The sequence below is a fragment of the Lysobacter antibioticus HS124 genome, from assembly GCF_000336385.2.
GTDB lineage: Bacteria > Pseudomonadota > Gammaproteobacteria > Xanthomonadales > Xanthomonadaceae > Lysobacter > Lysobacter firmicutimachus.
Map to the genome: position 1 here is coordinate 11089 of NZ_HG424478.1, position 26061 is coordinate 37149.

15 protein-coding genes are annotated in these 26061 nt (G+C 67.7%); 7 read left to right on the forward strand and 8 right to left on the reverse strand.

From position 1 onward, the window contains the following. Positions 1-510 precede the first annotated feature (510 nt). From TX83_RS08215 to TX83_RS08225, 3 genes are all read right to left on the reverse strand, one after another. Positions 511-4080 carry an ABC transporter permease/M1 family aminopeptidase gene (locus tag TX83_RS08215; protein WP_064747463.1) on the reverse strand — a complete coding sequence of 1190 codons (3570 nt, stop codon included), beginning with the start codon at positions 4078-4080 and terminating at the stop codon, positions 511-513. 13 nt (positions 4081-4093) lie between these two features. Next, positions 4094-4990, reverse strand: a complete 897-nt coding sequence (locus TX83_RS08220) for an ABC transporter ATP-binding protein (RefSeq protein WP_064747464.1) — start codon at positions 4988-4990, stop codon at positions 4094-4096. A 166-nt stretch (positions 4991-5156) separates the two neighbouring features. Then, complete coding sequence (locus TX83_RS08225; RefSeq protein WP_064747465.1) at positions 5157-6110, reverse strand: helix-turn-helix transcriptional regulator; 954 nt, start codon at positions 6108-6110, stop codon at positions 5157-5159. Positions 6111-6225: 115 nt separating this feature from the next. Here TX83_RS08225 and TX83_RS08230 point away from each other — a divergent pair, with 115 nt between their 5' ends. From TX83_RS08230 to TX83_RS08245, 4 genes are all read left to right on the forward strand, one after another. Further along, positions 6226-6999 carry an SDR family oxidoreductase gene (locus TX83_RS08230; protein ID WP_064747466.1) on the forward strand — a complete coding sequence of 258 codons (774 nt, stop codon included), beginning with the start codon at positions 6226-6228 and terminating at the stop codon, positions 6997-6999. A gap of 270 nt (positions 7000-7269) precedes the next feature. Next, positions 7270-7542, forward strand: a complete 273-nt coding sequence (locus TX83_RS08235; RefSeq protein ID WP_064747467.1) for a hypothetical protein — start codon at positions 7270-7272, stop codon at positions 7540-7542. Positions 7543-7578: 36 nt separating this feature from the next. Beyond that, entirely contained in the window at positions 7579-8775 is a 1197-nt protein-coding gene (locus TX83_RS08240; protein WP_064747468.1) for a low temperature requirement protein A, read from the forward strand. 224 nt (positions 8776-8999) lie between these two features. After that, complete coding sequence (locus TX83_RS08245) at positions 9000-9617, forward strand: DUF4142 domain-containing protein (protein WP_064747469.1); 618 nt, start codon at positions 9000-9002, stop codon at positions 9615-9617. Between the two features lie 569 nt (positions 9618-10186). Here the strand turns inward: TX83_RS08245 and TX83_RS08250 are convergent. Continuing rightward, positions 10187-12721, reverse strand: coding sequence for a collagenase (locus TX83_RS08250; RefSeq protein ID WP_079248120.1), 2535 nt, complete (start codon positions 12719-12721; stop codon positions 10187-10189). Between the two features lie 438 nt (positions 12722-13159). Next, on the reverse strand, positions 13160-13543 hold the full coding sequence (locus TX83_RS22655; RefSeq protein WP_141233418.1) for a hypothetical protein: 384 nt from the start codon (positions 13541-13543) through the stop codon (positions 13160-13162). Positions 13544-13804: 261 nt separating this feature from the next. On the opposite strand from TX83_RS22655, the gene TX83_RS08255 reads away from it, so the two are divergent. Next, positions 13805-15337, forward strand: coding sequence for a BCCT family transporter (locus TX83_RS08255; protein WP_064747471.1), 1533 nt, complete (start codon positions 13805-13807; stop codon positions 15335-15337). A gap of 17 nt (positions 15338-15354) precedes the next feature. Here TX83_RS08255 and TX83_RS08260 read toward each other — a convergent pair whose 3' ends face one another. Together TX83_RS08260 and TX83_RS08265 are read right to left on the reverse strand one after the other, a co-directional pair. Further along, on the reverse strand, positions 15355-17463 hold the full coding sequence (locus TX83_RS08260; RefSeq protein ID WP_261370063.1) for a prealbumin-like fold domain-containing protein: 2109 nt from the start codon (positions 17461-17463) through the stop codon (positions 15355-15357). A 500-nt stretch (positions 17464-17963) separates the two neighbouring features. Next, a complete protein-coding gene (locus TX83_RS08265) occupies positions 17964-19337 on the reverse strand; it encodes an MBL fold metallo-hydrolase (RefSeq protein ID WP_064747475.1) in 1374 nt (457 codons plus the stop codon). A gap of 282 nt (positions 19338-19619) precedes the next feature. Between TX83_RS08265 and TX83_RS08270 the strand changes: the two genes are divergently transcribed. Together TX83_RS08270 and TX83_RS08275 are read left to right on the forward strand one after the other, a co-directional pair. Next, positions 19620-21731 carry a M13 family metallopeptidase gene (locus TX83_RS08270; protein ID WP_075575057.1) on the forward strand — a complete coding sequence of 704 codons (2112 nt, stop codon included), beginning with the start codon at positions 19620-19622 and terminating at the stop codon, positions 21729-21731. Between the two features lie 259 nt (positions 21732-21990). Then, positions 21991-24006, forward strand: a complete 2016-nt coding sequence (locus TX83_RS08275; RefSeq protein ID WP_064747481.1) for a M13 family metallopeptidase — start codon at positions 21991-21993, stop codon at positions 24004-24006. Positions 24007-24100: 94 nt separating this feature from the next. Here the strand turns inward: TX83_RS08275 and TX83_RS23265 are convergent. After that, a partial coding sequence (locus TX83_RS23265; RefSeq protein ID WP_064747476.1) for a hypothetical protein occupies positions 24101-26061 on the reverse strand: 1961 nt, incomplete at its 5' end.

Here is a 26061-nt window from a genome sequence, read left to right on the forward strand (position 1 = left end):
CGGATGCTCCGGGCCGTGTCTGCGCTACGAAAGACGTGCGGGATAAGGTCGCGCCGGCGAATCCGGGACTCGGTGCGGGGCGACAGGCAACCTGGGAAACGTACCCTTGCGGGGAGGCAGCCGTGCGCTGAACGGGGCGAACTCTACGCGAAAACCGGCTTCTCCGCCAGCTGCGGCGGTTTGCGCCCCGCCGATGCCGGCACGGCGTTCAGGCTGGGAGGCCGCGCAGGAGCGACGCGGCATCCCTCGCCACCGGGTCCCTCCCTGCCCTTCGCCAGCTTCCCACCGTTGAAAAAGGGCTACCAGACGGGGCTTTCCCGCTTCACCGATCCGATCGCCCCACGTCGCTGTGAACCATCGCGAAGTCCCTCCCCGCCCCCTTGTCTTCAAAAGGGCGGGCCTCGGATGAGCGCGCGCAACGGTGGCGCCGGCAGTGGGCCGGGGCCATGAACGCGACGACGCCCACTCCGATCCTGCGGCGATCAGACGGGCTCGCCGCGCCGCCGGCCCTCACAGCTTCTTGCGGTTGTCTTCCGGCACCCGGTCGATCAGCTTGTTGTAGGGGTCGAAGCCGACCTCGTACGGCGCCTCGTCGACCACCACGGTCAAAGTCGGCTCGGTTTCGAGGACGCGCCGTCGCTCCAGCCACAGCGGCTTTTCGTCGGCCTCTTCGCCCGAGGGGCCGCGCGCGAACACGCCGATCTCGATCCAGTCGTCCATCGGCGCCGGGCTTTCCTTGCCCTTGCCGTCGGCGTAGCGCTTGGCCGCGTGCAGGCGCATCGTCACCTCGTACTTGCCGTCGGCGCGACGCTTGGAAGTGGCCTCGACCACCCGGTTGTCGTAGAAGCTGATCTTTTCGAACAAATCCCCGATCAGCCGCTGCTGCTCCGGCTTGGCTTCGGCGCGCAGATAGCCCAGCAGTTCGGCCGAGTTGGTATAAGGCGGCGCCTGGTAGGCCTTGTCCTGCAGGAACCGTTGCAAGGCGCGGTTGACCGCCGCTTCGCCGAGTTCCTCGCGCAGGCGGTAGAACACCAGCGAGCCCTTGCGGTAATGCACGTAGGGCTGGTCCTCGACCCGCGCCAGCGGCAGCTCCTCGACCCGCTCGCCGCCGCGCCCGGACAAGTACTCGTCCAATTCGTACTTGAGGAAGCGGCGCATCTTGGCCCGCCCGTACTCCTTCTCCATCACCATCAGCGCCGAGTACTGAGACAGCGACTCCGACAGCACGGTCGAGCCCTGGGTGGCGGCGCCGATCACCTGGTGCGCCCACCACTGGTGCGCGATCTCGTGCGCGGTGACGTAGAACACGTAGTCGATCTGGTCCGGGTCGCGCAGGTCGGCGATGAAGCCGATCGATTCGGAGAACGGGATGGTGTTGGCGAAGCTCTGCGCGAAGCGCTCGTAGCCCGGGAACTCCAGGATCCGCACCTGGCGGTGCTGGTACGGGGTGAAGTTGGCCTGGAAATAATCCAGCGACTTGCGCGAGGCGTCGATCATCCGGTCGACGTTGAAGGCGTGGCGGGCGTCGTAATAGATCTCGATCGGCACGCCCTGGTGCTCGGCGCGGCGGACCTCCCAGCGCGCCGACAGATACGCGTAGAACGGCATCATCGGCCGGTCCATCGCATAGTCGAAGCAACGCCGCCCGTCGCGGCGGTATTCGCGCTGCAGATAGCCCGGCGCCAGCGCGATCTGGTCCGGCGCGGTGCACACCGAGGTCCGAAACGCGATCCAGTCGGAATCGGTGGAGATATAGTGGTTGGCGCGCGCGGCCTGATCCTCGAGCTTGGCCATGCGCGGCAACTCGCCGAGCCCGCGCTTGCGGCGTTCGTTGCGGTCTTCGAGCTGGCCGCGTTCGTTGTAGCCGAAGTGCGGCAGGTCGTTGGAGTTGAAGAAGGTGCCGTTCTCCACGATCGAGGTATTGTCCGGCTCGTTGCCGAAGCCGCGCTGGACGAAGCTCTGGCGGAAATCGAAGTTGCGCTGCTCGCCCGCCTGCATCGGCCGGTCGAACCGGTAGATGCGGTAGCCGATGCGGCGATCGTCGCTGACCAGCTTGGCGCCGCCGAACTCCATGCGTTCGATCCGCGCTTGCGGCGAGTAGCGGACATGCAGCTCGCGGATCGGCGCCGCATGCTGATTGACGATGCGATAGCGCCCGGCGATCGTCACCGCCAGCCGCTCCGGATACAGGTCGACGCGATTGTCGACCGCGACGATGCGCGGCTGCGGCAGGTCCTTGTAGCGGCGGTAGCGGGTCTCGTACTCGGCCTGCTCGTCCATCGCCACGTCGGACGGCAAGTAGCGGTTGAGCACGTTGGTGTTCCAGAAAATGAAGCCGCCGACCGCCGCCCAGCACGCGATCGTGCCGGCCAGCACCAGGCTGGGCCGGCCGCGCAGGCGCTCGCGCGCCACGGCCATGCGGCCGCGCCAGCCCGGCGCCACGCCGCGCACCCAGAATGCGGCCGACAGCAGCAATAGCGCGAGCAGGAACAGCCCCCAGTAGCCGGTGAACCACAACCGCGGCTCGAGGAAATGGCCGTAGCCGTTGAGGTCCGAATACGGCACGCCGGGAGCGTGGCCGTAGTTGTACAGGTTGTGCTCCAGATGCAGATAGCGCATCCCCGCCTTGACCACCAACACCAGGATGATCACCCCGTAGCCGGCGAAGCGGTTGTTGGTCAGCACCTGCATCGCCAGCGCCAGCCCGCCCATCAGCACGAACGGGGTCGAGTTCACCAGCAATCCCTGCAGGTACAGCGCAGGTTCCAGTGCGGTGTAGCCCTTGACCAGCTGGTAGCCCATCGCGGCGACCGCGCCGACCGCCTGGAAGCAGGCCACCACCGCGACCAGGCAGACGAACTTGCTGGTCAGCGGCAGCCAGTTCGGCACCGGCATCGCGTCGATCACTTCGGCCAGACGCACGCTGCGCTCGCGGAACACCAGTTCGCCGGCGTAGTACAGCACCACGAAGATCAGCATGTAGCTGTAGGTGCCCTGCAGCGCCTCCACCATCAGCGCGGTGGTCGGGTAGGTCTTGGTCCCGAACATGCTCTGCATGACGCTGACCGAACCGAGGAAATTCAGCAGCGAGAACGCCAGCATCACCAGGAACGGCACGCTGCGGAACACGCCGAGCAGGTCCATGCGCAAGGCATGCAGGAACTGCGCGCGGCGCGCGCCGGCGTCGAACCGCGGCGAGACCTTGGGCAGCACCAGAGGCGGAGTCGCCGCCTCGGCCGAAGCGGTGCGCCGGCGCTGCCACCAACGCGGCTTGCCGGTACCGGCGCGCAGCGGCTTGAACAGGGCGAAGGCCAGCGCGATCACCGCCAATCCGGCCGCGCTCCACAGCAGGCGGTTGACCAGCAGGAAACCTTCGATCGCCGGCAGCGCGCGGTTGTACTCGTCGGCCGACCAATAGCGGATGCTGCGATCGAACGCGACCAGGCCGAACGGATCGAGCAGGGTCGCCAGCCAATCGTTCTCCATGTCCTCCATCAGCACCCCGGCGATGGCGTTGAGCAGGAAGAACCCCATCGCGCCCAGGTACACCACCAACAACTTGCGCGAACTCAGCGCCAGCAAGGTCAACAGCGCCCCGGTCACGATCAGGTTCGGCAGCACGAACACCGCGAAGCCCCACAGGTAGGGACGCAGCGAGAATGCCGCGACCCGCTCCGGATCCACCCAGGGCATGAACGGCCCCAGCATCATTCCCAACGCAACCAACACGTACAGCGCCAGACAGCCGACCAGGGCCGCGGCCAGGCGCCCGATCAGATAGTCGCGCTTGCGCATCGGCGTGGCGAAGAACAAGTCCGCCGTGCCCTGTTCGAAGTCGCGCAGCAGCGCGCCGGCCACGAACACCATGATCGCGAACAGCCCGACCACGCTGAAATTGCCGAACAGGTTGACGATCACCACCGGCGCGTTGCGGTCGACGTTTCCGATCGCACCGCCCATCTGCACCGCTTCGCTGCTGGTCAGGGCGAAGGCGAGCAGACCGTAGACCGCGGCGAACAGCCACAGCAACGGCGAGCGCAGCTGCTGCCGCAGCTCGAAACGGAAGAATTCCAGGATCATGGGCGCGCTCCGCTCAGGCCGCGACGCGCGCGTGCTGGCGCAGGCGCTGGAAGTACACGTCCTCCAGATCCGGCTCGACCGGTTCGAATCCGGACTCGGGCGCCTCGGCGCTGAACACGTGGATCACCGGCTGGCCGCCGACCAGGCGCGTCGACAGCACGGTGAAGCGGGTCTCGTAGCTGGGCAGTTCGGCCTTGGTCACCCGCTTGCGCCAGACCTGCTCGCGCAGCGCGGCGATCGCCGCGGCCGGCTCGCCAGTCAGCAGCACCTTGCCCTTGTTGACGATCGCCATGGTCGGGCACAGATCGGTCACGTCCTCGACGATGTGGGTCGACAGGATCACCGCGACCTGCTCGCCGATCTCGGCCAGCAGGTTGAGAAAGCGATTGCGCTCCTCGGGGTCCAGGCCGGCGGTGGGCTCGTCGACGATCACCAGCCGGGGCTGGCCGAGCAGAGCCTGGGCGATGCCGAAGCGCTGGCGCATGCCGCCGGAGAAGGTGCCGAGTTTCTGCTTGCGCGCGTTCCACAGATTGACCTGGTGCAGCAAGCCGTCCACCACTTCGCGGCGCTGCCTGCGCTGGCTCAGGCCCTTGAGCACGGCGAAATGCTCGAGCAGGTCCTCGGCGCTGACCTTGGGATAGACGCCGAAGTCCTGCGGCAGGTAGCCGAGTTGGCGGCGTACGGTCTCCTTGTCGCGCAGCACGTCGATCGGCTTGCCGTCGGCGCCCTCCAGGGTGGCGCTGCCGGAGTCGGCCTCCTGCAGGGTCGCCAGGGTGCGCATCAGCGAGGACTTGCCGGCGCCGTTCGGGCCGAGCAGGCCGAACATGCCGCGCGGAATCTCCAGGCTGATGCCGTCGAGGGCGCGCACGCCGTTGGCGTAAGTCTTGGTCAAATCGCGGATGGTCAGCATCGCTGGTTCCCTGTCGTTGCCCGTTGGACGCGGCCGGCGGCCGCGCATGGCGGTCCGCGACGCACGCGGACGTTTCCACGCAGATGCTAGCGACGGCGCGCACCGCGCCCATGGGCGGATGGTCTACGTGACCGATGGCAGGGGGCGGATTGTGACGCCGGCCGCGCTAGCCGGCGCCCGCGCGGTACTCGCGCGGCGACACGCCGTAGCGCTTCTTGAACGCTACCGACAAGTGGCTGTGGCTGGCGAAGCCGGCCTCCACGGCGATCGTGGCGATGTCCTGGTCGCTCTCGCGCAGGCGCAGGCAGACCCGGCGCAGGCGCTCGCCGAGCACGTACTGGATCGGGCTCGCGCCGAATGCGGCACGGAATGCGATCAGCAGGCGGTGCACGCTCAGCCCGGCGATCTGGGCCAGTGCGGCCAAGCGGATCGGCCGGTCCGAAGCCGGATGTTCCAGATGCGCGCGGATGTAGTCCTCGATGCGCCGCCGCTGGATCGGCGCGAGTTGCGGCGGCGGCGCGGCATGCGCCGCCGCTCCCGCCGCGTACTCGCGCAGCAAGTGCAGGCCCAGGGCCTGGCCCAGCGCCTCGCGCAGCATCGCCGCCAGCTCGTCGCCGGCGCCGCTGAGCCCGGCCAGGCGCGCGGCCAGGCCGTGCACGAACGGATCGCGGTGCTTCATGCGCGCGCCGAGCCCGGCGGCGGCATCCCGGCAGGGACCGAAACGGGCCGGGTCGATATTGAACTCGGCGTAGGCGATGTCGCCGCCCAGCGCCTCGCCGCGGTACTGGCGCCCGGCCGGAATCAACCACAGGTCGCCGGCGGCGGGCGGCAGGCGCAGCCGGCCGGCGCCTTCGATGCGGGTCTCCAGGCGCCGCATCGCGCCGTCGAGATGGACGATCAGGGTGTGGCGGTCGTGCTGCAGCCGCCACTGGGTCGGCTCGGCGATGCTCTCGGCGGCGAAGGCGAAGTCCAGCCCGGGGGCCAGGCTCAGTTCGCGGTTGAACGCCAGCCGACGCGCGCCGAGCCAGTCGCGCACCGCCGCCGCGCCCAGGGCCGCGTCGGCGCGGGCGACGGCGCCGGCCGCAACGGCCGGCGGAGAAGTTGGAAGCGGTTCGGACATCGTGGAAGCGCGGCAGGCCCGGGGCGAGCTAAACATGACAGCAATCACATTCGTGTCAACACACGGGGCAGTCCCGTCCCGCGTCCCTCCCCGCCCCAAAAAACGGAGTCCCTCCATGCCCGACCGTTCCCTCCACGGCAAGACCGTCGTCATCGGCGGCGGCGCCAAGAACCTCGGCGGCCTGATTTCGCGCGAGCTCGCCGCCGGCGGCGCTGCCGGCATCGCCGTCCACTACAACTCCGACGCCACCCGCGCCGCGGCCGAGGAAACCGTCGCCGCGGTGCGCGCCGCCGGCGCCGAGGCGTTCGCCCACCAGGGCGACCTGACCCGGCCGGCCGAGGTCGCCAAGCTGTTCGACGCGGCGCTGGCGGCGTTCGGCAAGATCGACATCGCCGTCAACACCACCGGCATGGTGATCAAGAAACCGCTGGTCGAGGTGACCGAAGCCGAGTACGACCGCATGTTCGCGGTCAATTCCAAGGCGGCGTTCTTCTTCATCCAGGAGGCCGGCAAGAAGCTGGCCGACGACGGCAACATCTGCACCATCGTCAGTTCGCTGTTGGCCGCCTACACGCCGTTCTACGCCGTCTACCCGGGCAGCAAGGCGCCGATCGAGCACTTCACCCGCGCCGCGTCCAAGGAACTCGGCGCACGCGGCATCTCGGTCAACGCGGTCGGCCCGGGGCCGATGGACACGCCGTTCTTCTACCCGGCCGAGTCGCAGGAGTCGGCGGCCTATCACGCCACCGCCGCAGCGCTGAGCGGGCGCACCAAGAGCGGCCTGACCGAGATCCGGGACATCGCCCCGCTGGTGCGGTTCCTGGTCACCGAGGGTTGGTGGATCACCGGTCAGACCCTCTTCGCCAACGGCGGCTATACGACGCGCTGACGCCGTCACGGGCACAGCCGGTACGGGTGCCGGCCGGAGCGACATCCGTTTCGACCGGCATCGCCGCAACATCGCAGGTTGCGTTGTCGCGGCAGGCCGGCGCCAGGGCGAGAGGAGCGAGCGCGTGTCCGGCCGCGCGCATTCGCGGATGCGCCGCTCGGCCGCGCGCCGGCCCGTGCCGACGCCTGCACGCCGCCTGCACGCACTTGCGCCAACCATGCGCGCGACGGCCGCCGACGCCGCCTGTCGCGCTTTTTGCGGGGATACGCCATGCACACCCTCCTGGTTCTGCTCGCCGGCTTCGCCCTGCTCGGCCTGTGTCTGCTGATCGCGCGCCTGGCCGGCGGTCCCGGCCGGACGCCGCAGCGCAAAGCGATCGTCGCCTTCGTGCCGCTGTGGCTGATCGGCGCCGGGATCAACCTCTGGGCCGGCGTGCATCACGCCGGCTACAGCGTCGCCGACGAGCTGCCGATCTTCCTGCTGGTGTTCTTGCTGCCCGTCGTGGCTGCGCTGGCGCTACGATGGACGCTTTCGCGCCGCTGACTCCGGCCCCTCCCTCCCGCCAACCGCGGCCCATCGATGACGACGTCTTCCCGCCCCACCCTGCTGCGCTCGCGCGAAGGCCACGCCAAAGTCGGCTTCAGCGAGCTTTTCTTCGACCTGGTGTTCGTGTTCGCGGTTACCCAGCTCTCGCACACTCTGCTCGAACACCTCGACACCGGCGGCGCGCTGCGCACCGGCCTGCTGTTCCTCGCGGTGTGGTGGCTGTGGATCTACACGTCCTGGGTCACCAACTGGCTGGACCCGGAAAAAGTGCCGGTGCGGCTGATGATCTTCGGCCTGATGCTGGGCGGACTGCTGCTGTCCTCGTCGCTGCCGCAGGCTTTCGGCGAACGCGGGCTCGCGTTCGGCGCGGTGTTCGCGGCGATGCAGGTCGGCCGCACGCTGTTCATGCTGTGGGCGCTGCGCGGCGGACGCAGTCCCGGCAATTTCCGCAATTTCCTGCGCATCCTGGTCTGGCTGTCGTTGTCGGCGCTGCTGTGGATCGGCGGCGGCCTGGCCGAACCGGAGCCGCGCCTGATCTGGTGGCTCGGCGCGGTCGCAATCGAATACCTCGGCCCGGTCGCCTATTTCCGCGTGCCCGGCCTGGGCCGTTCGAGCCTGGCCGACTGGGACGTGGAGGGCGGCCATCTGTCCGAGCGCTGCGGCTTGTTCATCATCATCGCCCTGGGCGAGTCGATCCTCATCACCGGCGCGACCTTCGCCAAGCTGGACTGGAACCCCACCACCGTGACCGCGTTCTGCCTCGCCTTCCTCGGCAGCGTGGCGATGTGGTGGATCTATTTCGACAGCGGCGCCGCGCGCGGCGAACACCGCATCGTCCACGGCGGCGACAGCGCGCGCCAGGCGCGCCTGGCCTATACCTACCTGCATCTGCTGATCGTCGGCGGCGTCGTCGTCTGCGCGGTGGCCGACGAACTGGTGCTGGTGCATCCCGACCATGCCGAGCCGGCCGGCATCGCCGCGATCGTCGGCGGCCCGGCGTTGTACCTGCTGGGCTGCGCCTTGTTCAAATGGGTCACCAATACGCGCAGGTTCCCGCCGCTGTCGCATATGGCCGGGCTGGCGATGCTGGCGGCGCTCGCGCTCGCGGCGGCGCCGCTGCACCTGTCGGCACTGGCCCTGGGCGCGGCGACCACGGCCGTGTTCGTCGTCGTGGCGGCCTGGGAAACCGCGGCGCTGCGCCGCGGTCGCGCCGTCGCGCCGAGACACTGAGCGCGTCGCCTTCGGACGGTCCCGCGACCTCGCCGCCGTCGCGAATCGCACCCTCCCGCGATCAGCGCTGCGTACGGCGTCGACGCTTCGCCGCACCGGCAAGATTTTCCGGTCGTGCGCAAACTGCGCTCATTGCGCCACGCGCAACCCGCGAATGCCGCTACGCACGCATCTGGCATGGAATCTGCGACGTTCAGGGCGTTCTGTCCGCAGAGGAAGTCGCCATGAGAACGCTCGTCCTGCTCGTCGCTATCGCCGCCGCCGCGAGCGGCTGCAACAATCCACGCAACGATCCCGCTCGCCCGGCCGATCACGCCGCCGATGCCGCCGCCGGCCCGGCTCCGGCCGCTACCGACACGCCGGCTGGAGCCACGCTGAGCGCCGATGCGGCCGCGCCGATGCCCGCGGCGGATGCCGCACAGGGCGACCCGCTGGTCCTGGGCCTGCTGACGGCGCTCAACGAACACGAGATCGCAGCCGCACGCCAGGCTCAGCAGAAAGGCGTGAGCGGCGCGGTGCTGGAGTTCGCCAACCTGATGGAGAAGGAACACGGCGCCAACCAAGCCAAGACCCGGACCCTGGGTACGCCGGCCGAGGGCGCCGAAGTCCAGGCGATAAAGGACAAGGGCAAAGCCGAACTCGACGCGCTTGGGGCCAAGTCTGGCGACGACTACCGCAAGGCGTATGTCGCGGCGATGGTGAAGGATCATCAGGACGCGCTGGAGCAGATCGACAACCAACTGATGCCTGCCGCGAGCGGCGAACCGGTCAAGGCGCACTTGCGCGATACCCGCGAGCACGTGGCCATGCACCTGAATCAGGCTCGCAAGCTAGCGCAATGATGCGCCTACCATCGATCAAAGCAGCGACCGGCCCGCAGTAGGCGCACGCCCCTCGACCCGGTGGTTCGTTCGCAGCGAGCCCTCGGGGCTATCGCGCTTGAGGCGGGTTGCGCAGACCGGATAGCCCCCCGCCTGCCGACCCAAGCGTAGACACAGCGCAGAAGAGAGGGCGGCGGAGGACGGCCGATAGGGCTCGATCTATTTCCAAAGCAAGGCGGAGCCGGGCACGGCAGGAACGGCCACACAGGCTTGAAAGCCAATTGCGGCGATGTCCTGGACGCTTGGCTGCGTCGAAGCAACAGAGCCCATGATTCGGGGAAAAGGGAATGGGCTGCTTCGCTCGATTTTCAACCAAGCTGCAGGGCGCGGAAGCATCAGAATCACTCAGAAGCGTCTTCGAACGCTCAATCGCAAGAATGAACAACAGAACCTCTCAGCAGGGATGATGTGCACCTTTAAGGTGAGGTAACGAAACCCTTCGCCACTGAGCCGACAGTAGGCATATCACCCAACCCTAGACGCAAACGAGGGGCGGGCCTAGGCCCGCCCCTCGTTTTGGAGTCCTGCAATCAATAGCTGACCGTCAAGCGCACTCCACTGAAGTCCGTTTCCCCGTAGAGACTGAAGTACATGTCCCGGTCGGTCGGCGGATTGTTGATTACGATCGATTCTTCATTGCCGGCGCTATTCCTCGACCAGTAGTTGTGATCGTACGAGTACGCCCAACGCGAGGGGCCAAGGGTATTGGCGAACAGACTAGCGTTGCCGGTACCACCGCTCGCGGTAATCCGTACCGTCGAAACCCCAGCCGGAACCCTCATGTAGAAATGAGCGTGATTCCCTTTCGTCTGCGAGATATTGCTGCGACTGCAATTCCCCGCCATCAGACGCACGTCCGCCGCAGTGCATTCCGGCAGCGGCCGGCAGCCAGTGCCGTCGGCATAGCAAGCCAGCCAGTTGTTGAAGCCTCCGTCATAGCCGGTACCGATGGCGTCTATCCGCTGCTTGTAAGCAGCATAGTTCCCCGGCCGGAAGTAGGACAAGAACCAGTTCACATCGCTGGATCGCTCCTCGAACATGTAACGCACGGCCAAATACCCGCCCTGGTAGACCCGCGCCGAATCGCCGTAATCGGTCTTGAACAGTTGGCTGAGCGTCCAAGTCTTGCTCCGGGCATGGTCGCGCGCCCGGGTGTTGTCCTGATTCAGGAACGACCACGAGATGTACTCGGCCAATCCTTCGGTCCACCAGACGGTGCCCTGGCTGTAAGCGGCGTTGAAGTCGCCGTACAGATTGTAGCGGCCGTCCAGGTAGTGCACGAACTCGTGCTCCAGGTTCCAGATCGTGAACGCCGGGATCCACTCGGCGCGATAGGCGATGAAACGCCCCTGATTGCCTGCGGTCGCCGGATTGCCTTCGAGGTAGATGCCGCCGTTGTTGGTGCCGTTCCCGTAGAAGGTGGACGAGTGCTTCCTGTACTCGCTGCTGCTGTCGAAGATCACCATCTCCAGCGAGGTATTGTCGTTGGCGACTGCATTGTTACCGGTCGCCAGGCGCTGATGGAACAACCCTTCCACGCCCGCCACCGTATTGCAAGCGGTACGCAGCTGATCCGCGGTCATGCGCTGTGCGCGGATGCTGACGTTCGGAGTGCACACATGGCGAGTCGGCAACACCGCTTCCTTGTACGCTTCGATGTAATCGCACAGCCCGTACTGCTGGCAGTTCGCGCGATCGTGCGCGTTGATCTGCGCTGCGAACTTGGCCCGGAGCGGCGCGGAGGAGTTCTGGAACGACGTGCGAGGCACCAGGTCCCGAAGCTGCGCGGAGACGGCCGACTTGATGTTGCCGCTGTACTGCAGGAATCGGCCCAACTCCGCGCCGCTGTCGCTCACCAGGTCCCATCCGTTCGTATCCAGCAAGCCGTAGTTGTTGCGGATGAAATTGGCGAGCGTGTTGGCGGTGTCGATTCCCGCCTGATCCGACAGGCCCTCGTACTTCTTGCCCCTGTTGAACAGGGCCAGCAAGCTCTGGCGTATCGCATTCTGCATGCCGGGCATGCGTTCGTACGAGTTGTCGTAGTTTTCGATCAGCCTGCGGATGCGCGGCAAATAGCGCAACGCCTCTTGGGTGGAATCGATCAACGTGAGGGCTTCGTTGAGGACTATGGCGTGAACGTCGTTCTCCAGGGTCAAGACGACGTTGTTGTTGAAGTACGCGTCGAGCGCCGAACGAACCGCCGGAGCCACATTCGCATTGAACGCGGGGAAACCCTGGTCCCGATACTTGTCTTCCAGGAAGTAAACGGCCCGCATGACATAGATCATTTCCCTGAGGGAGCCGTCGTTGTCGCCGTCGTAAATCCGGCTGAGCCGCTCGACTTCATTGGCGAGAGTCACCATGTTCGCGCTGCTGAACACACTCCTCGCGTCGCTCAGGGACAAAACGTACTGGGCGCTAAGGCACGAAAATTCCGCATGCCGCACCCGCTCCAAGAGGTCGGCACCGACCGCACCGACGAAGTTGCAACCTTCGTGCGCCGCGGCGCCCGCCGGCGTCTCTTTGCTCGCGCCCTGTCTCTGCCCGCGCGACTTCTCGGGCCACTGCTTGCGATTGAACTCGTCGATCGCCGCCTGTTCTTCGCCGATCTTGACCCGGTGCCCCTGATAGACGCCTTGCGGCGGCACCATATGCGGTTCGAGCGGCTTCGACTGAACATGAGTGCCGCCGAACAGCGCTTCGCCAGCCGAAGGCGCGGGCCCCGGGCGGAGCGTGCGCTGCGACGGCTGAGCGGAACGGCCCTGTCGCCCCCCATGCTCCGAGCGCCACTCTTGCCCGTGCCCGTGTCCCTGCTCTTGCCCATTCATCGCATACAGGTTGCGCTCGGCCGAGGCGGTGCCGGCGGGATGCCCGTTCGCACGGCTCGTGCCCAACAAGGCTCGGTCCGGCTGGTCGTCGCCGAACAGTTTCGACAGCCAAGCATCCGGAGCTCCGGGAAACTCGGCGGCAAAGCCTTTGCCCTCATCGGGCAAGCTCATCGTCGCCGCACCGAGCAATGCGGCGCCAACCGCAGCAATGCAGACCTTCTTTGAACGTTGCAACATCGAAAATCTCCTTATTACGGCGACACCAACCAGCCACGCCGTTCATGGCGTGCGGCAGATAGGATTTAAGCGATAGAAGTAAGGGGCGGCGTTGATCGCTGCCCGACCATAGCTACAACAAGCCCGGTCGATTCGAATCGCCACCGGATCGATGGCTGCTTGGCGTTCGTCCGGCGTCCGCTCGAACACATTCGACTTTGTAGCGGGTTTAACTCTAGGCAGACGGACGCAAAAAATGTATGCGGAATAATCTTAGATTTTGCTTCGTCGAAGAACGCGTCGCCTGCAGCGACATTCACTGCAACAGCCGATCGCTATGGCATGTCGCCGCAGATATCGCGCAGACAGGAAAGTGAAGGCCATCTGAAGAGCGCAACAGGAGGGCAGACTGTTGCGGCATTCACTTGATCCATCGGCACCGACCGGCGCTCTGAACGGTCATCGAGCGCAGTCGTTCATCGATGAAATTCCTGAATCCGTATCCATGCGATGGGGGCGCCGTGCATTCCCGGCTCGACGGCATCCTGCTATTTGCAGCGTCGTCATCGTCGAAGCGTCCTGACCGACGATGGCGAACAAGACGGAGAGACGGAACAAGACTTTGTCGCCGTTCGCCGCCTGACCATCGGAATCCGCATCGTCCGCAAACACTGCTGCGCACGCGCTTTCGTTGCGCCGATGCGAGCCCGACAAGTCACGACGAAGCACGCTCGCACACGACGCCGTCGATGCGGCGCCGCGCTCGATCGGGCGCTCCGTTCGAGTTGCCGCGGGCCGCGCTGGCGTGTGGATGTCCATCGCAAGCGGCGCGATACAGGACATGTGAAGATCGTCCGCGGCGCGGCTGCTACAATCGCCGCGTCCACCGCACCGGAGCGCATCGCTCCGCTTGCGCCGTCATCGCGACGGCCATGGCTCGCGGCCGGACATTCCCGCTCGGCTCCCTGCGTCGCATCGTCGCCGCTTGCCCGTCCGCCCCGCGCGGGCGCGCATCGCCGAGCCCGCTTCGTGCGCAACGCTGTCGCGCCTGGCTTGGCGCGACGTCTCGCGTGATCGGCCGCGCACGCCTCGACAGGAGAATCCATGGTCTTCCGCGTTTCGATCGTCCTGCTCGCCGTCCTGGTCGCTGCAGGCGTGCTGGCGCCGGATTCGTTCAACCGATCGATCCAGTCCGTACTCGCGCCCACTCTCGCCCACGCCGGTTGGCTGTATCTGCTGATCGTGTTCGCGGCGTTGCTGTTCCTGCTTTACCTGAGCTTCGGCCGTTTCGCCGATCTGCGCATCGGCGGCGACGATGCCGAACCCGAGTTCTCGCGCACCAGTTGGCTGTCGATGCTGTTCGCCGCCGGCATGGGCATCGGCCTGGTGTTCTGGGGCGCGGCCGAGCCGCTGTCGCATTATCTGCATCCGCCCGAGGGCTTGGCGCCGCAGAGCCGGGAAGCGGCGCGCGCGTCGATGCGCTACGTGTTCTTCCATTGGGGCCTGCATCCCTGGGCGGTGTACGCCCTGGTCGGCTTGGCGATGGCCTGGTTCCGGTTCAACCGCCGCGGCCGCGGCCAGATCAGCGACCTGCTGGAACCGGTGATCCCGGCGCGGCATCGACGCTGGGCGGGACCCGCGGTCGATATCGCCGCGGTGGTCGCGACCGCGATAGGCGTCGCGACCACGCTGGGCTTCGGCACCATCCAGATCAGCGCCGGGCTGGCGCGCGTGTTCGGCCTCGACGCGACGCCGGCCCTGCAGCTGTGCGTGGTCGCGGTCGCCTTCGTGCTGTACATGGCATCGTCCCTGACCGGCCTACACCGCGGCATCAAATGGTTGTCCAACCTCAACCTCGCCTTGGCCGCGCTGCTGCTCGCCTTCGTCCTGGTATGCGGCCCGACCGGTTTCGTGTTCGAGACCTTCACCACCACCCTGGGCGGCTACATCAACCAGTTGCCGAACATGAGCCTACGCATGGCGCCGTTCTCGCGCGATCCGTGGGTCGGCGAGTGGACGATCTTCTACTGGGCCTGGTGGATCGCCTGGGCGCCTTTCGTCGGCAGCTTCATCGCCCGCATCTCGCGCGGCCGACGGGTGCGCGAGTTCGTGTTCGGCGTGGTGCTGGTGCCGACCCTGATGAGTTTCCTGTGGTTCTCCGTCTTCGGCGGCAGCGCGCTGTGGGCGCAGATGTTCGCCGGCGCCGACTTGGCCGGCCCCCTGGCGCAAGGTTATGAGCAGGTGCTGTTCGGTCTGCTCGAACAGTTGCCGGCGACGCGGATCGCGTCGGTCGCCGCGATCGCCCTGCTGATGATGTTCTTCGTCACCTCGGCCGATTCGGCGACCCTGGTGCTGGCCGGCATGTCCAGCGAGGACCGCGCCGACCCGTCGCTGTCGCGGCGCGCGGTGTGGGGCGCGATCCAGGCTCTGATCGCGGTCGCGCTGCTTCTCGCCGGCGGGCTCGACGCATTGCAGGGATTGATCATCGTCGCCGCGCTGCCGTTCGCCCTGCTTCTGGTACTGGTGCTGGTCGCGCTGTACCGGGCGCTGGATCGCGCCTATCGCGAGCGGCAACGACTCCAGGCGCGCCAGCGCCGCGCGATGCTTCGCTGGCTGGCCAGCGAAGCGGCGGACTGAATCCGCCGCGTTGCCGCTTATTGCACCGTGCAGGAAAACACCAGGCTGAGGTTGGCGCCGACCGGCAGCGTGCCCAACGCCAGGCCGGCGCTCAGGTGACTGATCAGAATCGGGCTCGGCGTGGTCGGACACGCACCCGCGGTGGCGCTGCTGCAGGTCACCGTATTGCCGGCCGGGCAGTTCAGGCCGGCGCCCGGCGCGTCCTGCACCAGCGCGCCGGTGACCGCCACCGGACCGTTGTTGGTCACCTTCACCGTGTATTGGGTCGCGGCGCCGCGCACGACGGTGTCGTTGGCCTGATCGTTGTCGCCCGCCAACGGCGTGTTGGTCTTGCTGATGACCAGATCGGCGACCTGCGCGACGTTGGTGAACGTGCAGACGATGGCGCTGCCGGGCGCAGTCGCCGCCGCGTCCAGGGTCACGCTGCGGTTGGCCAGATCGTTGCTCGCGCTGCCGCCCGCGCCGAGGCCGGTGCAGGAAATCCCGCCCAGCAGGTAGCCTGCCGGCAACGGACCTTCGCTCAGCGTGGTCGCGGTGTTCGCCGCGGTCAACACCTGCACCGGGCCGGCCACGCCGGTGCCGGCGGCGGCGGTGGTGATGTCGTGATTGGCGATGCCGTTGCTGCCGCTGAATGAGAACGTGCCGGTGCCGTTCTGGGTGACTTTGACCGCCTGCACCGTCGGCAACCGCGCGTTGGTCGCCACGCAACTGATCTCGCTGAGATTGGCGTTGGCCGTGTTCGGCGTAGTCGGCGGCCCGACCGGCGCGCTGATCAGGCTGAAGAAGGTGCGCGTGGTGCCGGCCGCGCCGAGGACGACGTTGGCGCCGGAGCGATCGGTACAGGCGATGCTGGAACTGTAGCTGCCCAGGCTGGTGCCGGTGCCCGCGGTCTCGCTGACCGTGATCAGGGTGCTCAGCGGCACCGGTACCCAACCGGTGGTGCCGTTGTGGCCGACGTTGGAGACCGTGCCGCTGTTGGTCTGCACCGCGGTCGCCGAGGCCGGCGCCACCGACAGATTGAACAGGCCCGGGTCGCTCGTCGGCACCAGCGCCTTGGTCAGGCGTACGCGCGGCAACAAGGTGATCGGGTAGTCCTCCACTTCGCCGCTGTCGGCCAGGCCGGTCGCGTTCTGCACTTGCGAGGTCGTATAGCCCACGCGCAAACGCATATAGCTTTCGCCGGCGACGTAGGTCGCGCCGGTAGGAATGGTCCAGTTCAATGCGATGTTGCCGTTGCCGCTCACGTTCGCACAGGCGCGCTCGGCGGTCTCGAAACTGCCGTTGCGGTTGAAGTCGATCCAACCGCACAACTGCGGCGTCGCACCCGACACGCTCTGGAAGCCGGCCACCGGCACCGACAGGCTGTAGGTGCCGACGCCGACCGGCGCCAGCGTGCCCAAGGCGTTGTCGGTGTCGCCCGCAGCATCGTTGCTGGCGCGCGGGCTGGTCGCCGGTGCGGGCGTGATGTAGGCGGTGCCGTTGGGGATCGTCAGCGGCAAGGTCGGATCGACGCTGAGGCTCGGCCCCAATGTCAGGCCGGAATTGACGTGGCCGGCCATGCCGTAGCTGGTCGGCGCATCGCTGAAATCTTCGTCGACGGTGATCGTCACCGTATAACCGTCCGCTCCCAGATCGCCAGCGCCGAGCGTCGGATTACCGATGCCGATGCCCAGCGCGATCGAGGTGAATGTGCCGTTGAGCTGCGCGGTGCCGCAACCCGAGGTCGTGGCCGGATTTCCGCACGCGATCGAAGGGGCGTTCGATGACGGGCGCAGCACGGTGTTGGCGCTGACGGTGGTCAGGGTGCCGCCGACGACGGTCCAGGTCGAACCCACCGGCGAAGTGAAAAAGGTCGAAGTGAACCCTGCGCCTGCGCCGGTACCGCCAAGGCGCGCAAAATGGAATCGCGGATTGACCACCGGCCGGCTGAAATTGAAAGTCAAGTTACCGCGCGACACTTGTCCGCCAGCCGCGACCACGGTCGTGGTGCCGGGAGTCAGGAAATTGAAGGTTTCCGACACCAAATCGATGCGCGGGTCGTAGGCGCCGGGCGGGTTGCCGCCGAAGCTCAAACCGCCAGCCGTCACCGACGTCGAGGTCGTGCCCGGTACGCCGCCGCCGGACACGGCCGTCAAGCTCAAGCCGGAGAGGTAGGTCGTCTGGGTCCCCGTAGCGGCATCGACATCGGGGTTCTGCTCCGACGCCCACAGCGCCGACGGCAGCGTTACCGCGATCGCGGCGAGCAGGGCCGCGCCGGAAACTCTGCGCGCACCAGGGCGGAAACGAGGTGCGCATGCGGTTCCCGGGGTCGATCCAGCGCCGTTGCTCGCTCGAAAATCCATGCTTCGTTCACTCCGTCGTCGAGTCGACATATCTTCGCGTTCCGATCGGGCGCCCAACGCCCGCATTTGATCAACGAAGCGCAATAACCATGCCAACGTGCAGTGCGCAGCCGAAGACTCGCCGCAGCGACAGTCCGGCCCGCCCTCAGCGCGAAAGAAAGCGCACCATTAATGAGACATCAATCACTAAAAATGACGCGCGGCGACAGTTTTTGCCCTTTCAGATCAGACATTTGCAGGAGTTACTTGCTGAACATAGTGAATAAGCTTTGCCCCGCGCCTCCTCACACCTGCAACCTCATCCCCGGCCGCGTCAACGCCACCTCCACCCCGTACCGTTCTCCGATCTCCCCCGCCAGCGCTTCGCGCGCCTTGTCTTCGCCGTGCACCAACGCCAACGGCGGATGGCCGGCGATGTTCCCGTACCACTCGATCAAGCCGCGTTGGTCGGTATGCGCCGACAGCCCGCCGATGGTGTGGCGCTGGGCCAGCGCGCGCACGTCGCGGCCGTGGATGCGCACCCATTGGGCGCCGTCGACCAGGCGCCGGCCGACCGTGCCTTCGGCCTGGTAGCCGACGAACACCACGCGGGTCTGCGGCTTGCCGAGGTTGTGCTTGAAGTGATGCAGGATGCGCCCGGCATTGGCCATGCCGGAACCGGCGATCACTATCGCGCCGCGTTCGATGCGGTTGATCGCCATCGATTGCTCGGCGGTTTCGCTGAACTGGAGATTGGGCAGGCGGAAGGGATTAGGCCGCTCCTGCCAGACCCGCAGCGCGTCTTCGTCGAACAGCGCGGTGTGGCGGGCGTAGACGCCGGCCACCTTGGCCGCCATCGGGCTGTCGAAGAAGATCCGCCAGCGCGCCAGTCGCCATTCGTCCCAGTACTTGGCGAACCAGTACAGCAGTTCCTGGCTGCGCCCGACCGCGAACGCCGGGATCAGCACGTTGCCGCCGTCGTTCCAGGCCGCGTCGAGCACCCGGCCGAGTTCCAGGATGGTCTCGGCACGATCCTTGTGCAGACGGTCGCCGTAGGTCGATTCCATCAGCACCAGATCGGCCGCCTCGATCGGCGCCGGATCGCGCAGGATCGGCGTGCCCTTCGGGCCGATATCGCCGGAGAACACCAGCTTGCGCCCTTCCGCCCACAGCTCGACCGCCGACGACCCCAGGATATGGCCGGCCTCGCGGAACGCGATGTCGACGCCGGGCAGGATCGTCTCGCGCGCGTCGTAGGCCAGCGGGCGTACCTGGCGCAGGCTGGCTTCGACATCGTCGCGGGTATACAGCGGCAGCGCCTCGGGTTCGCCGTCGCGGCGCCGGCGGTTGCTGCGCTCGGCTTCGCTTTCGGAAATCGAGGCCGCGTCGAGCAGCATGATCCGCATCAGCTCCGCGGTCGCGCCCTGGGCGTAGATCGGCCCGCGGAAACCGCGCCGCACCAGCAGCGGCACCCGGCCGATGTGGTCGATATGGGCATGGCTGATCACCAGTGCGTCGAGCGCGGTCGGCTCGAAGCCGAACGGGTCGAAGTTGCGCCGCTCGGCTTCGGGGCTGCCCTGAATCATTCCGCAGTCGAGCAGGATGCGCCGGCCGGCGGCGCGGACCTCGTGCAGGGAACCGGTGACCTCGCCCGCCGCTCCGTGGAAATGGACTTGCATCGCTCGACCGCCTAACTGCCGTGGAAAGCTCGAACCTAGCACGGTGCCGATGCGCAGCCGGTCGCGGCGGCGCGCACAGCCGATGCGCAAGCCGGGCAAAGCTGAACGGATCGGCGCCCCCCGACATGACCTTCGACACCCTTCCCGGCGCCGGAACGGGACTATCGTCCGGCCGTGTCCCGGCCCAGGAAGGCCCACTAAGGCGCCGAATCCGCGACAATCCCCTGTTCCCGCTTCACCCCCAACGCTTTCACGCCAACGCCCTTTCGGCCGGAGCCCGCTGTGACCCTCAAGAAACCGCAAGTCCTGTTGTTGTCCCTCGCCATCGCCACGGTCGTGGCCGCCTGCGGCAAGCAGGAAACCCCTGCCCCGACCGCGCCGGCCGACAGCGCCGCCAAGCCGGCCGAGACCACCGGACTGAAGCTCGACGAGAGCAAGCTGCCGCCGGTCAACCGCTTCGCGATCTCCGATCTCGACACCAGCAAGGACGCCTGTACCGACTTCGGCGGCTACGTCAACGGCAAGTGGCTCGCCGCCAACGCCATCCCGGGCGACCGCACCTCGTGGGGCGCGTTCGAAATGCTCGACGAGCGTTCGACCGCCGTGCAGCGCCAGATCGCCGAGCAGGCCGCGGCCGACACCCAGGCCACCGGCGTGGAGAAGATCGTCGGCGACCTGTGGTCGACCGGCATGGACGCGGCCAAGATCAACGCCCAGGGCCTGGAGCCGCTGAAGGCCGACCTGGCCAAGATCGACGCGCTCGACAGCCCGGAGAAGATCGCCGAGTACCTGCGCGCCTCCGCCGCGACCGGCGACAACCCGCTGTTCGGCTTCGGCGCCGAAGCCGACTTCAAGGATTCGGCCAACAACATCGCCTACGCCGCACAGGGCGGCCTGGGCCTGCCGGACACGCCCTACTACTTCGACGCCAAGCACAAGGACAAGCTGGCCGCGTACGAGGCCCACATCGCCAAGGTGCTCGAGCTCGGCGGCACGCCGGCGGCCGACGCGGCCAAGCAGGCCAAGGACGTGGTCGCGTTCGAGACCCGCCTGGCCAAGGTCTCCAAGTCGCGCGAACAGCTCTCGCGCGACGTTTCGCTGTACTACAACCCGGTCAGCCCGGCCGATGCCGACAAGCTGACCCCGAACTTCTCCTGGACCAAGTTCTTCGAATCGCAGGGCGTGGCCCTGCCGAAGATGTTCTCGCTCGCGGTGCCGGCCTTCCACCAGGAAGTCAGCAAGATGCTCGCCGACGTTCCGGCCGACCAGTGGAAGGCCTACCTGCGCTTCCACGCCATCGACGGCGCGTCGCCGTACCTGGCGGACGCTTTCGTCGAAGAGAACTTCAACTTCTACAACAAGACCCTGCGTGGCCAGAAGGAGCTGAAGGAACGCGGCAAGCGCGTGCTCGACACCATCGAGGGCCAGGCCGGCGAAGCGCTGGGCCAGATGTACGTCAAGGTCGCGTTCTCGCCGGAGTCGAAGGAGCGCATGCAGACCCTGGTCAAGAACCTCAGCGAAGCCCTCAAGGCGCGCATCGAGAATCTGGCCTGGATGAGCGCCGACACCAAGAAGAAGGCGCTGGAGAAGTGGGCCAGCTTCACCCCGAAGATCGGTTACCCGGACAAGTGGCGCGACTGGAGCGGCCTGAACACCAACCGCGACAGCTACTACGCCAACGTCAAGGCGGCCAACGAATTCAACTACAAGTGGAACCTGAGCAAGATCGGCAAGCCGGTCGACAAGACCGAGTGGGGCATGCCGCCGCAGATGGTCAACGCCTACTACAACCCGCTGCAGAACGAGATCGTGTTCCCGGCCGCGATCCTGCAGCCGCCGTTCTTCGACCCGAAGGCCGACGACGCCACCAACTACGGCGGCATCGGCGCGGTGATCGGCCACGAAATGACCCACGGCTACGACGACCAGGGTTCGCGCTTCGGGCCGACCGGCAATATGGAAGTGTGGTGGGCGCCGAGCGACGCCAAGGCCTTCTCCGGCCTGACCGACAAGCTGATCGCGCAGTTCAACGCCTATGAGGCGGCGCCGGGCAAATTCGTCAACGGCAAGCACACCCTCGGCGAGAACATCGCAGACTTGGGCGGCCTGGCCACGGCCTACGACGCGATGAAGAAGGCCGCGGGCGACACCCCGGACCCGAAGACCGACGGTCTGACCCGCGACCAGCGCTTCTTCCTCAACTGGGCCACGGTGTGGCGCCGCAACTTCACCGAGAAGGAAATGGAAGTGCGCCTGCAGACCGACGAGCATGCGCTGGCCAACTTCCGCGCGATCGGCGCACCGTCGAACCTGCCGGCCTTCGCCGCCGCGTTCTCGTGCAAGCCGGGCCAGCCGATGGTCCGCGAGGGCGACAAGCAGGTCGTGATCTGGTGATGCGTCGGGGACGGAGGGAGTCGATTCTCTCCGCCTCCTGGCCAGCCGCGGAAAGGCCCGGGGATTCCCGGGCCTTTTTTCTTGTCTGGCCCGCATCCGGCCGAGCGCTTGCCCTCATCCGGCCTGCGGCCACCTTCTCCCGCTTGCGTGAGAGGGTTGGGGTGAGGGCCCCGCCCATTCCTCGCGCAACCGCCAAACCCGTTCATCGCCTTCCCACGCCGGGTTGTTAAACTCGCCCATCCCCAGGATGGAATACGCGATGTCGACCCTACGCCCGCTTGCCTGCGCCCTCGCCCTCAGCCTCATCGCCGGCCTCGCCTCGCCCGCCGCCGACGCCGCCAAGAAGAAGGCCGCCGCCAAGCCCAAGGCGCCCGCCGCGGCTTCCGCCTGCACCGACTTCTACGCCAGCGCCAACGCCGACTGGCTGCGCGCCAACCCGCTGTCCGGCGCCGGTTCGGTCTCGACCCTGGACCAGCTCGCCGCCAATGCGCGCAAGCAGCAGCTGGAGCTGCTCAACAGCGCCATGACCTCGCCGCAAGGCAATGTCCAGAAGCTGCTCGGCGACTTCTGGGCCAGCGGCCTGGACGAAGCGGCGGTCGAGCGCGACGGCGCCCAGCCGATCGCGCCGCTGCTGTCGCGCATCGGCGCGATCAAGAAGGCCAAGGACATCCCCGCCTCGATCGCCGCCCTGCACCAGGTCGGCATCCCGGTCGCGTTCAATTTCGGCGCCGACATCGACTTGCAGGACCTGGAACGCCACATCGGCTACTTCAGCCAGGGCGGCCTGGGCCTGCCGGACCCGGCCTATTACACCCGCAGCGACAACGACACCCGCCAGTTGCTCGGCCATTACAACAACTACGTGCAGAAGATCCTGGCCCTGACCGGCACGCCGAAGGACAAGCTGGCGGCCGAGTCGCAGCAGGTGATCGACCTGGAGACCCGCATCGCCCGCGCCTCCAAGTCGCTGCCGGACCTGCGCGACCCGCGCGCCAACTACGCCCGGGTGTCGGTGGCCGACGTCGGCAAGCAGTACAAGCGCCTGCAACTGGGCGATTTCCTCAAGGCCCAGGGCGTCAGCGACGACAGCGTCTCGCTGGCCAACCCGCAGTTGTTCGCCCAGCTCGACAATCTGGTCGCCACGCTCAAGCCCGAGCAGTGGAAGACCTATCTGCGCTGGCGCGTCGGCGACGCGATGGCGCCGTACCTGGCCAAGCCCTTCCGCGACGCCGAGTTCGAATTCCGCGGCCGCGTGCTGCGCGGCCAGAGCGCGCCGCCGGCGCGCCAGCAGGCCGTGCTCGACGCCGTCACCCTCGCCGCCGGCCCGATGGTCGGCCACGAGTACGCCGCGCGCTATCTGCCGGCCGCCACCGACAAGCGCGCCGAGCAAATCGCCGATCAGGTCCGCGATGCCCTGTCCAAGTCGATCGACGCCGACAGCCGCTTCTCCGACGCGGTCAAGAACGAGGCCCGCGCCAAGCTGGCCAAGCTCAAGATCGAAGTCGGCACGCCCAAGCGCGACCTCGACTACACCGTGCAGCCGATGGGCCGCGGCAGCTTCGGCAGCAACATGCTGATCGCCTCGACCTGGCGCCACCGCGAAGAGATGAAGCGGATCGGCCGCGGCAACGCCGACCGCCGCTGGGACGTGCTGCCGCAGGAGCCGTCGCTGGCTTACGACATCGCCCAGAACCGCCTGATCGTCACCGCCGCCATGCTGCAGGCGCCGGTGCTGGACCTGAGCAAGCCGGAAGCCGCGCAATACGGTTCCTACGGCGCGCTGGTCGGCGCCGAGCTGACCCACGGCTTCGACAACCGCGGCCGCTACGTCAATGCCAAGCAGGAAGTGCGCGACTGGTGGACGCCGAACGAAATCGCCGCCTGGGAGGCCCTGGGCAGCCGCGTCGCCGCCCAGTACAGCGCCGAGGCCTATCCGGGCCTGAGCGGGACCAAGGTCAACGGCAGCCAGGTGCGCGACGTCGCCATCGCCGACCAGGCCGGCTTGGAGATCGCCTGGAATGCGTACCGCAGCGCCGCGCCGTCGGCGGGCAAGGACGCCAACCAGGCCTTCTTCCGCGCCTGGGCCGGCCTGTGGGCGCAGCACCTGAGCCCGGAAGTCGCCGCCCAGCGTTCGGCCGCGGGCATCCACGCGCCGGGCCAGTGGCGCACCAACGTGCCGCTGTCCAACCTGGCGGCGTTCGGCGAAGCCTTCGGCTGCAAGGCCGGCACGGCGATGCAGCGCAAGGCCGATCAGCAGATCAAGATCTTCCCCTGACCGATCGCGAAGGCGATACGACGAAGCCCGGCATCCGCCGGGCTTCGTTTTTCTGGAGTCGCCCGCCGCGTTCGCCGGCGGCGGCGCGCGCCGCTCAACGCAGCGCGAACGAATGCGCGATCGAGGTCTCGGTGTCGATGTCCAGCACCCGACCGTGCGCATCGAACAGCAGCAAATGCCCGGCCTGCTCGCGCACCGCCACGCCCAGCCCGGGTTCGGGCCAGTCGATCTCGGCCACGGTCTGTCCGGACAGATTGAGCGCATAGGCGCGCGCCCGGCGTTCGTCCTGCAGCCAGGCCAGCAGGCCGGCGCCGAGCGTACGCAAGGTATGCCAGAACGGCTGCGCCTGGCCGCTCGGCGCCGCCAACACGGCGCTGTGCCGGCGCCCGGCCGATTCGTAGGCCAGCAGCAGACCGCCCTCGGCCTGCGCATCGGCGAACACCGCCCAGGCTGCGCCCTGCGGGTGCAGATAGACCGACTCGCTCTCGCCCGGCGCGGCGATCGGATTGCGCGAGACCAGCGCGCGGCGCGGCGCGGCGCGGTAATGCCAGGCCGAAGCGTACTCGCGTTCGCGCACCAGATAGACCTCGTCGCGGGCGAAGTACTGCGCCGCCGCCACCGGGCCGCCGAGATCGCCGACGCTCCACAGCGCGTCCAGCCCGGGCCGGGCCGCATCGAGCACGGCGATGCGCTCGTCGGCGACCACCGACCAGGCGATGCCGTCGTAGCGGTCGGCGAAGAACTGCAGGCGCATCGCACCGAGATCGTCGATGCGATGGCGAACCAGGTCCAGGCGCGAAACGCGTGCGATCGCATCGCGCCGGATCACCGCCAGCGCGACTTCGCCGCTGTCGCCGATCACCAGGTGCGAAGCCGGCACCGGATACCGGCGCAGGCTCTGCCCCTGGCGGTCGACCACCGCGACCCCGGCCTCGCCCAGTGCGACCAGATAGCGGCCACCGCCGAGCGCGGCGACGTCGAGCGGACGTTGCAAGCCGGCGGCGGGGTCCAGCCGCAGCCGCACCGGTTCGGCGCGTTCCCATAGCCGCTGGCGCGCCAGCGGCGGCGTCTGCAACGCCGGCAGATCCGCTTGCAGCCAGGGGTCGCGCGACAGCTTCAGCAGCCGCTGCAATTGTCGGGCCTCCAGATCGTTGGCGCCGACCGCGCGGTCGGCCGCCAACGCCGGCAATACCCGCGTCGCCAACAAAGCCAATGCGCGGTTATGGCCCTTGTGCGCCGCCAATGCCTGTCCCAGCGCGGCGCGCGGCGGTGCCGGCGCGCCCGGGTCGGCCAGCGCCTCGATGCGCGCGGCGTAGTGCGCGAGCGTGTCCGGCAACAACGCCGCACGCTGCACCAACGCGGCGGCCGACAATTCGGCGCCGGCGTTCTCGGCCGCCAGCAGCCAGCGTGCGGCCTGCTCGCGCGAGCCCGGGTCCGGCCACACCGCGTCCACCGCGGCCAACCAACGCCCCTGTTCGACCAGGGCCTGGCCCCACTCGCGGCGCAGCGCCAGCGCGTGCTCGGGGTGCTCGCTCTCCAACATCGCCACCGCGCTGGCGAAGGCGCCGTCGCGGCGCGCGACCAGCACCGCGCGTTCGCGGTCGCCGGCCAGCATCAGCAAGCGGATCACCGTATCGGCCGGCATGTCCCAGCCCAGCGCCAGTTCGGCGGCCTGTACGCTGCGCTGGTGCCGGACCAGATAGTCCAAGGCCTCCTGGCGCACGTTGAGCAGTTCGGCCAGCACGAACGCGGCTTCGTCGATCCGGCCGTCGCGGTCCAGGCGCTGGAACGCGGCGCGGTAGCGCTTGCGCAGCAGCTCGCGCGCCATGTCGCCGATGTCGATGTTGACGCCATAGGACGTCCCGCCGTGCAGGCCGAGATCGGCGCGCCGCCCGGGCAGACCGAAGCCGCGGCCGACGCCGGGTTCGTGACCGTCGATCGGCAGCGCGTGGCGCAGGGCTTCGAGCAGGTCGCCGCGGTCGAATTGCTGCATCAGCCGCCGCAGATACGCGCCCTGGCGCGCACCGAGCAGGCTCGAGGCACGGCTGGCGACGG

Coding starts and splice junctions, on each gene's coding strand:
- TX83_RS08215 (WP_064747463.1), bottom strand. CDS start 4,080: ATGATCCTGGAATTCTTCCGTTTCGAGCTGCGGCAGCAGCTGCGCTCG.
- TX83_RS08220 (WP_064747464.1), bottom strand. CDS start 4,990: ATGCTGACCATCCGCGATTTGACCAAGACTTACGCCAACGGCGTGCGC.
- TX83_RS08225 (WP_064747465.1), bottom strand. CDS start 6,110: ATGTCCGAACCGCTTCCAACTTCTCCGCCGGCCGTTGCGGCCGGCGCC.
- TX83_RS08230 (WP_064747466.1), top strand. CDS start 6,226: ATGCCCGACCGTTCCCTCCACGGCAAGACCGTCGTCATCGGCGGCGGC.
- TX83_RS08235 (WP_064747467.1), top strand. CDS start 7,270: ATGCACACCCTCCTGGTTCTGCTCGCCGGCTTCGCCCTGCTCGGCCTG.
- TX83_RS08240 (WP_064747468.1), top strand. CDS start 7,579: ATGACGACGTCTTCCCGCCCCACCCTGCTGCGCTCGCGCGAAGGCCAC.
- TX83_RS08245 (WP_064747469.1), top strand. CDS start 9,000: ATGAGAACGCTCGTCCTGCTCGTCGCTATCGCCGCCGCCGCGAGCGGC.
- TX83_RS08250 (WP_079248120.1), bottom strand. CDS start 12,721: ATGTTGCAACGTTCAAAGAAGGTCTGCATTGCTGCGGTTGGCGCCGCA.
- TX83_RS22655 (WP_141233418.1), bottom strand. CDS start 13,543: ATGTCCTGTATCGCGCCGCTTGCGATGGACATCCACACGCCAGCGCGG.
- TX83_RS08255 (WP_064747471.1), top strand. CDS start 13,805: ATGGTCTTCCGCGTTTCGATCGTCCTGCTCGCCGTCCTGGTCGCTGCA.
- TX83_RS08265 (WP_064747475.1), bottom strand. CDS start 19,337: ATGCAAGTCCATTTCCACGGAGCGGCGGGCGAGGTCACCGGTTCCCTG.
- TX83_RS08275 (WP_064747481.1), top strand. CDS start 21,991: ATGTCGACCCTACGCCCGCTTGCCTGCGCCCTCGCCCTCAGCCTCATC.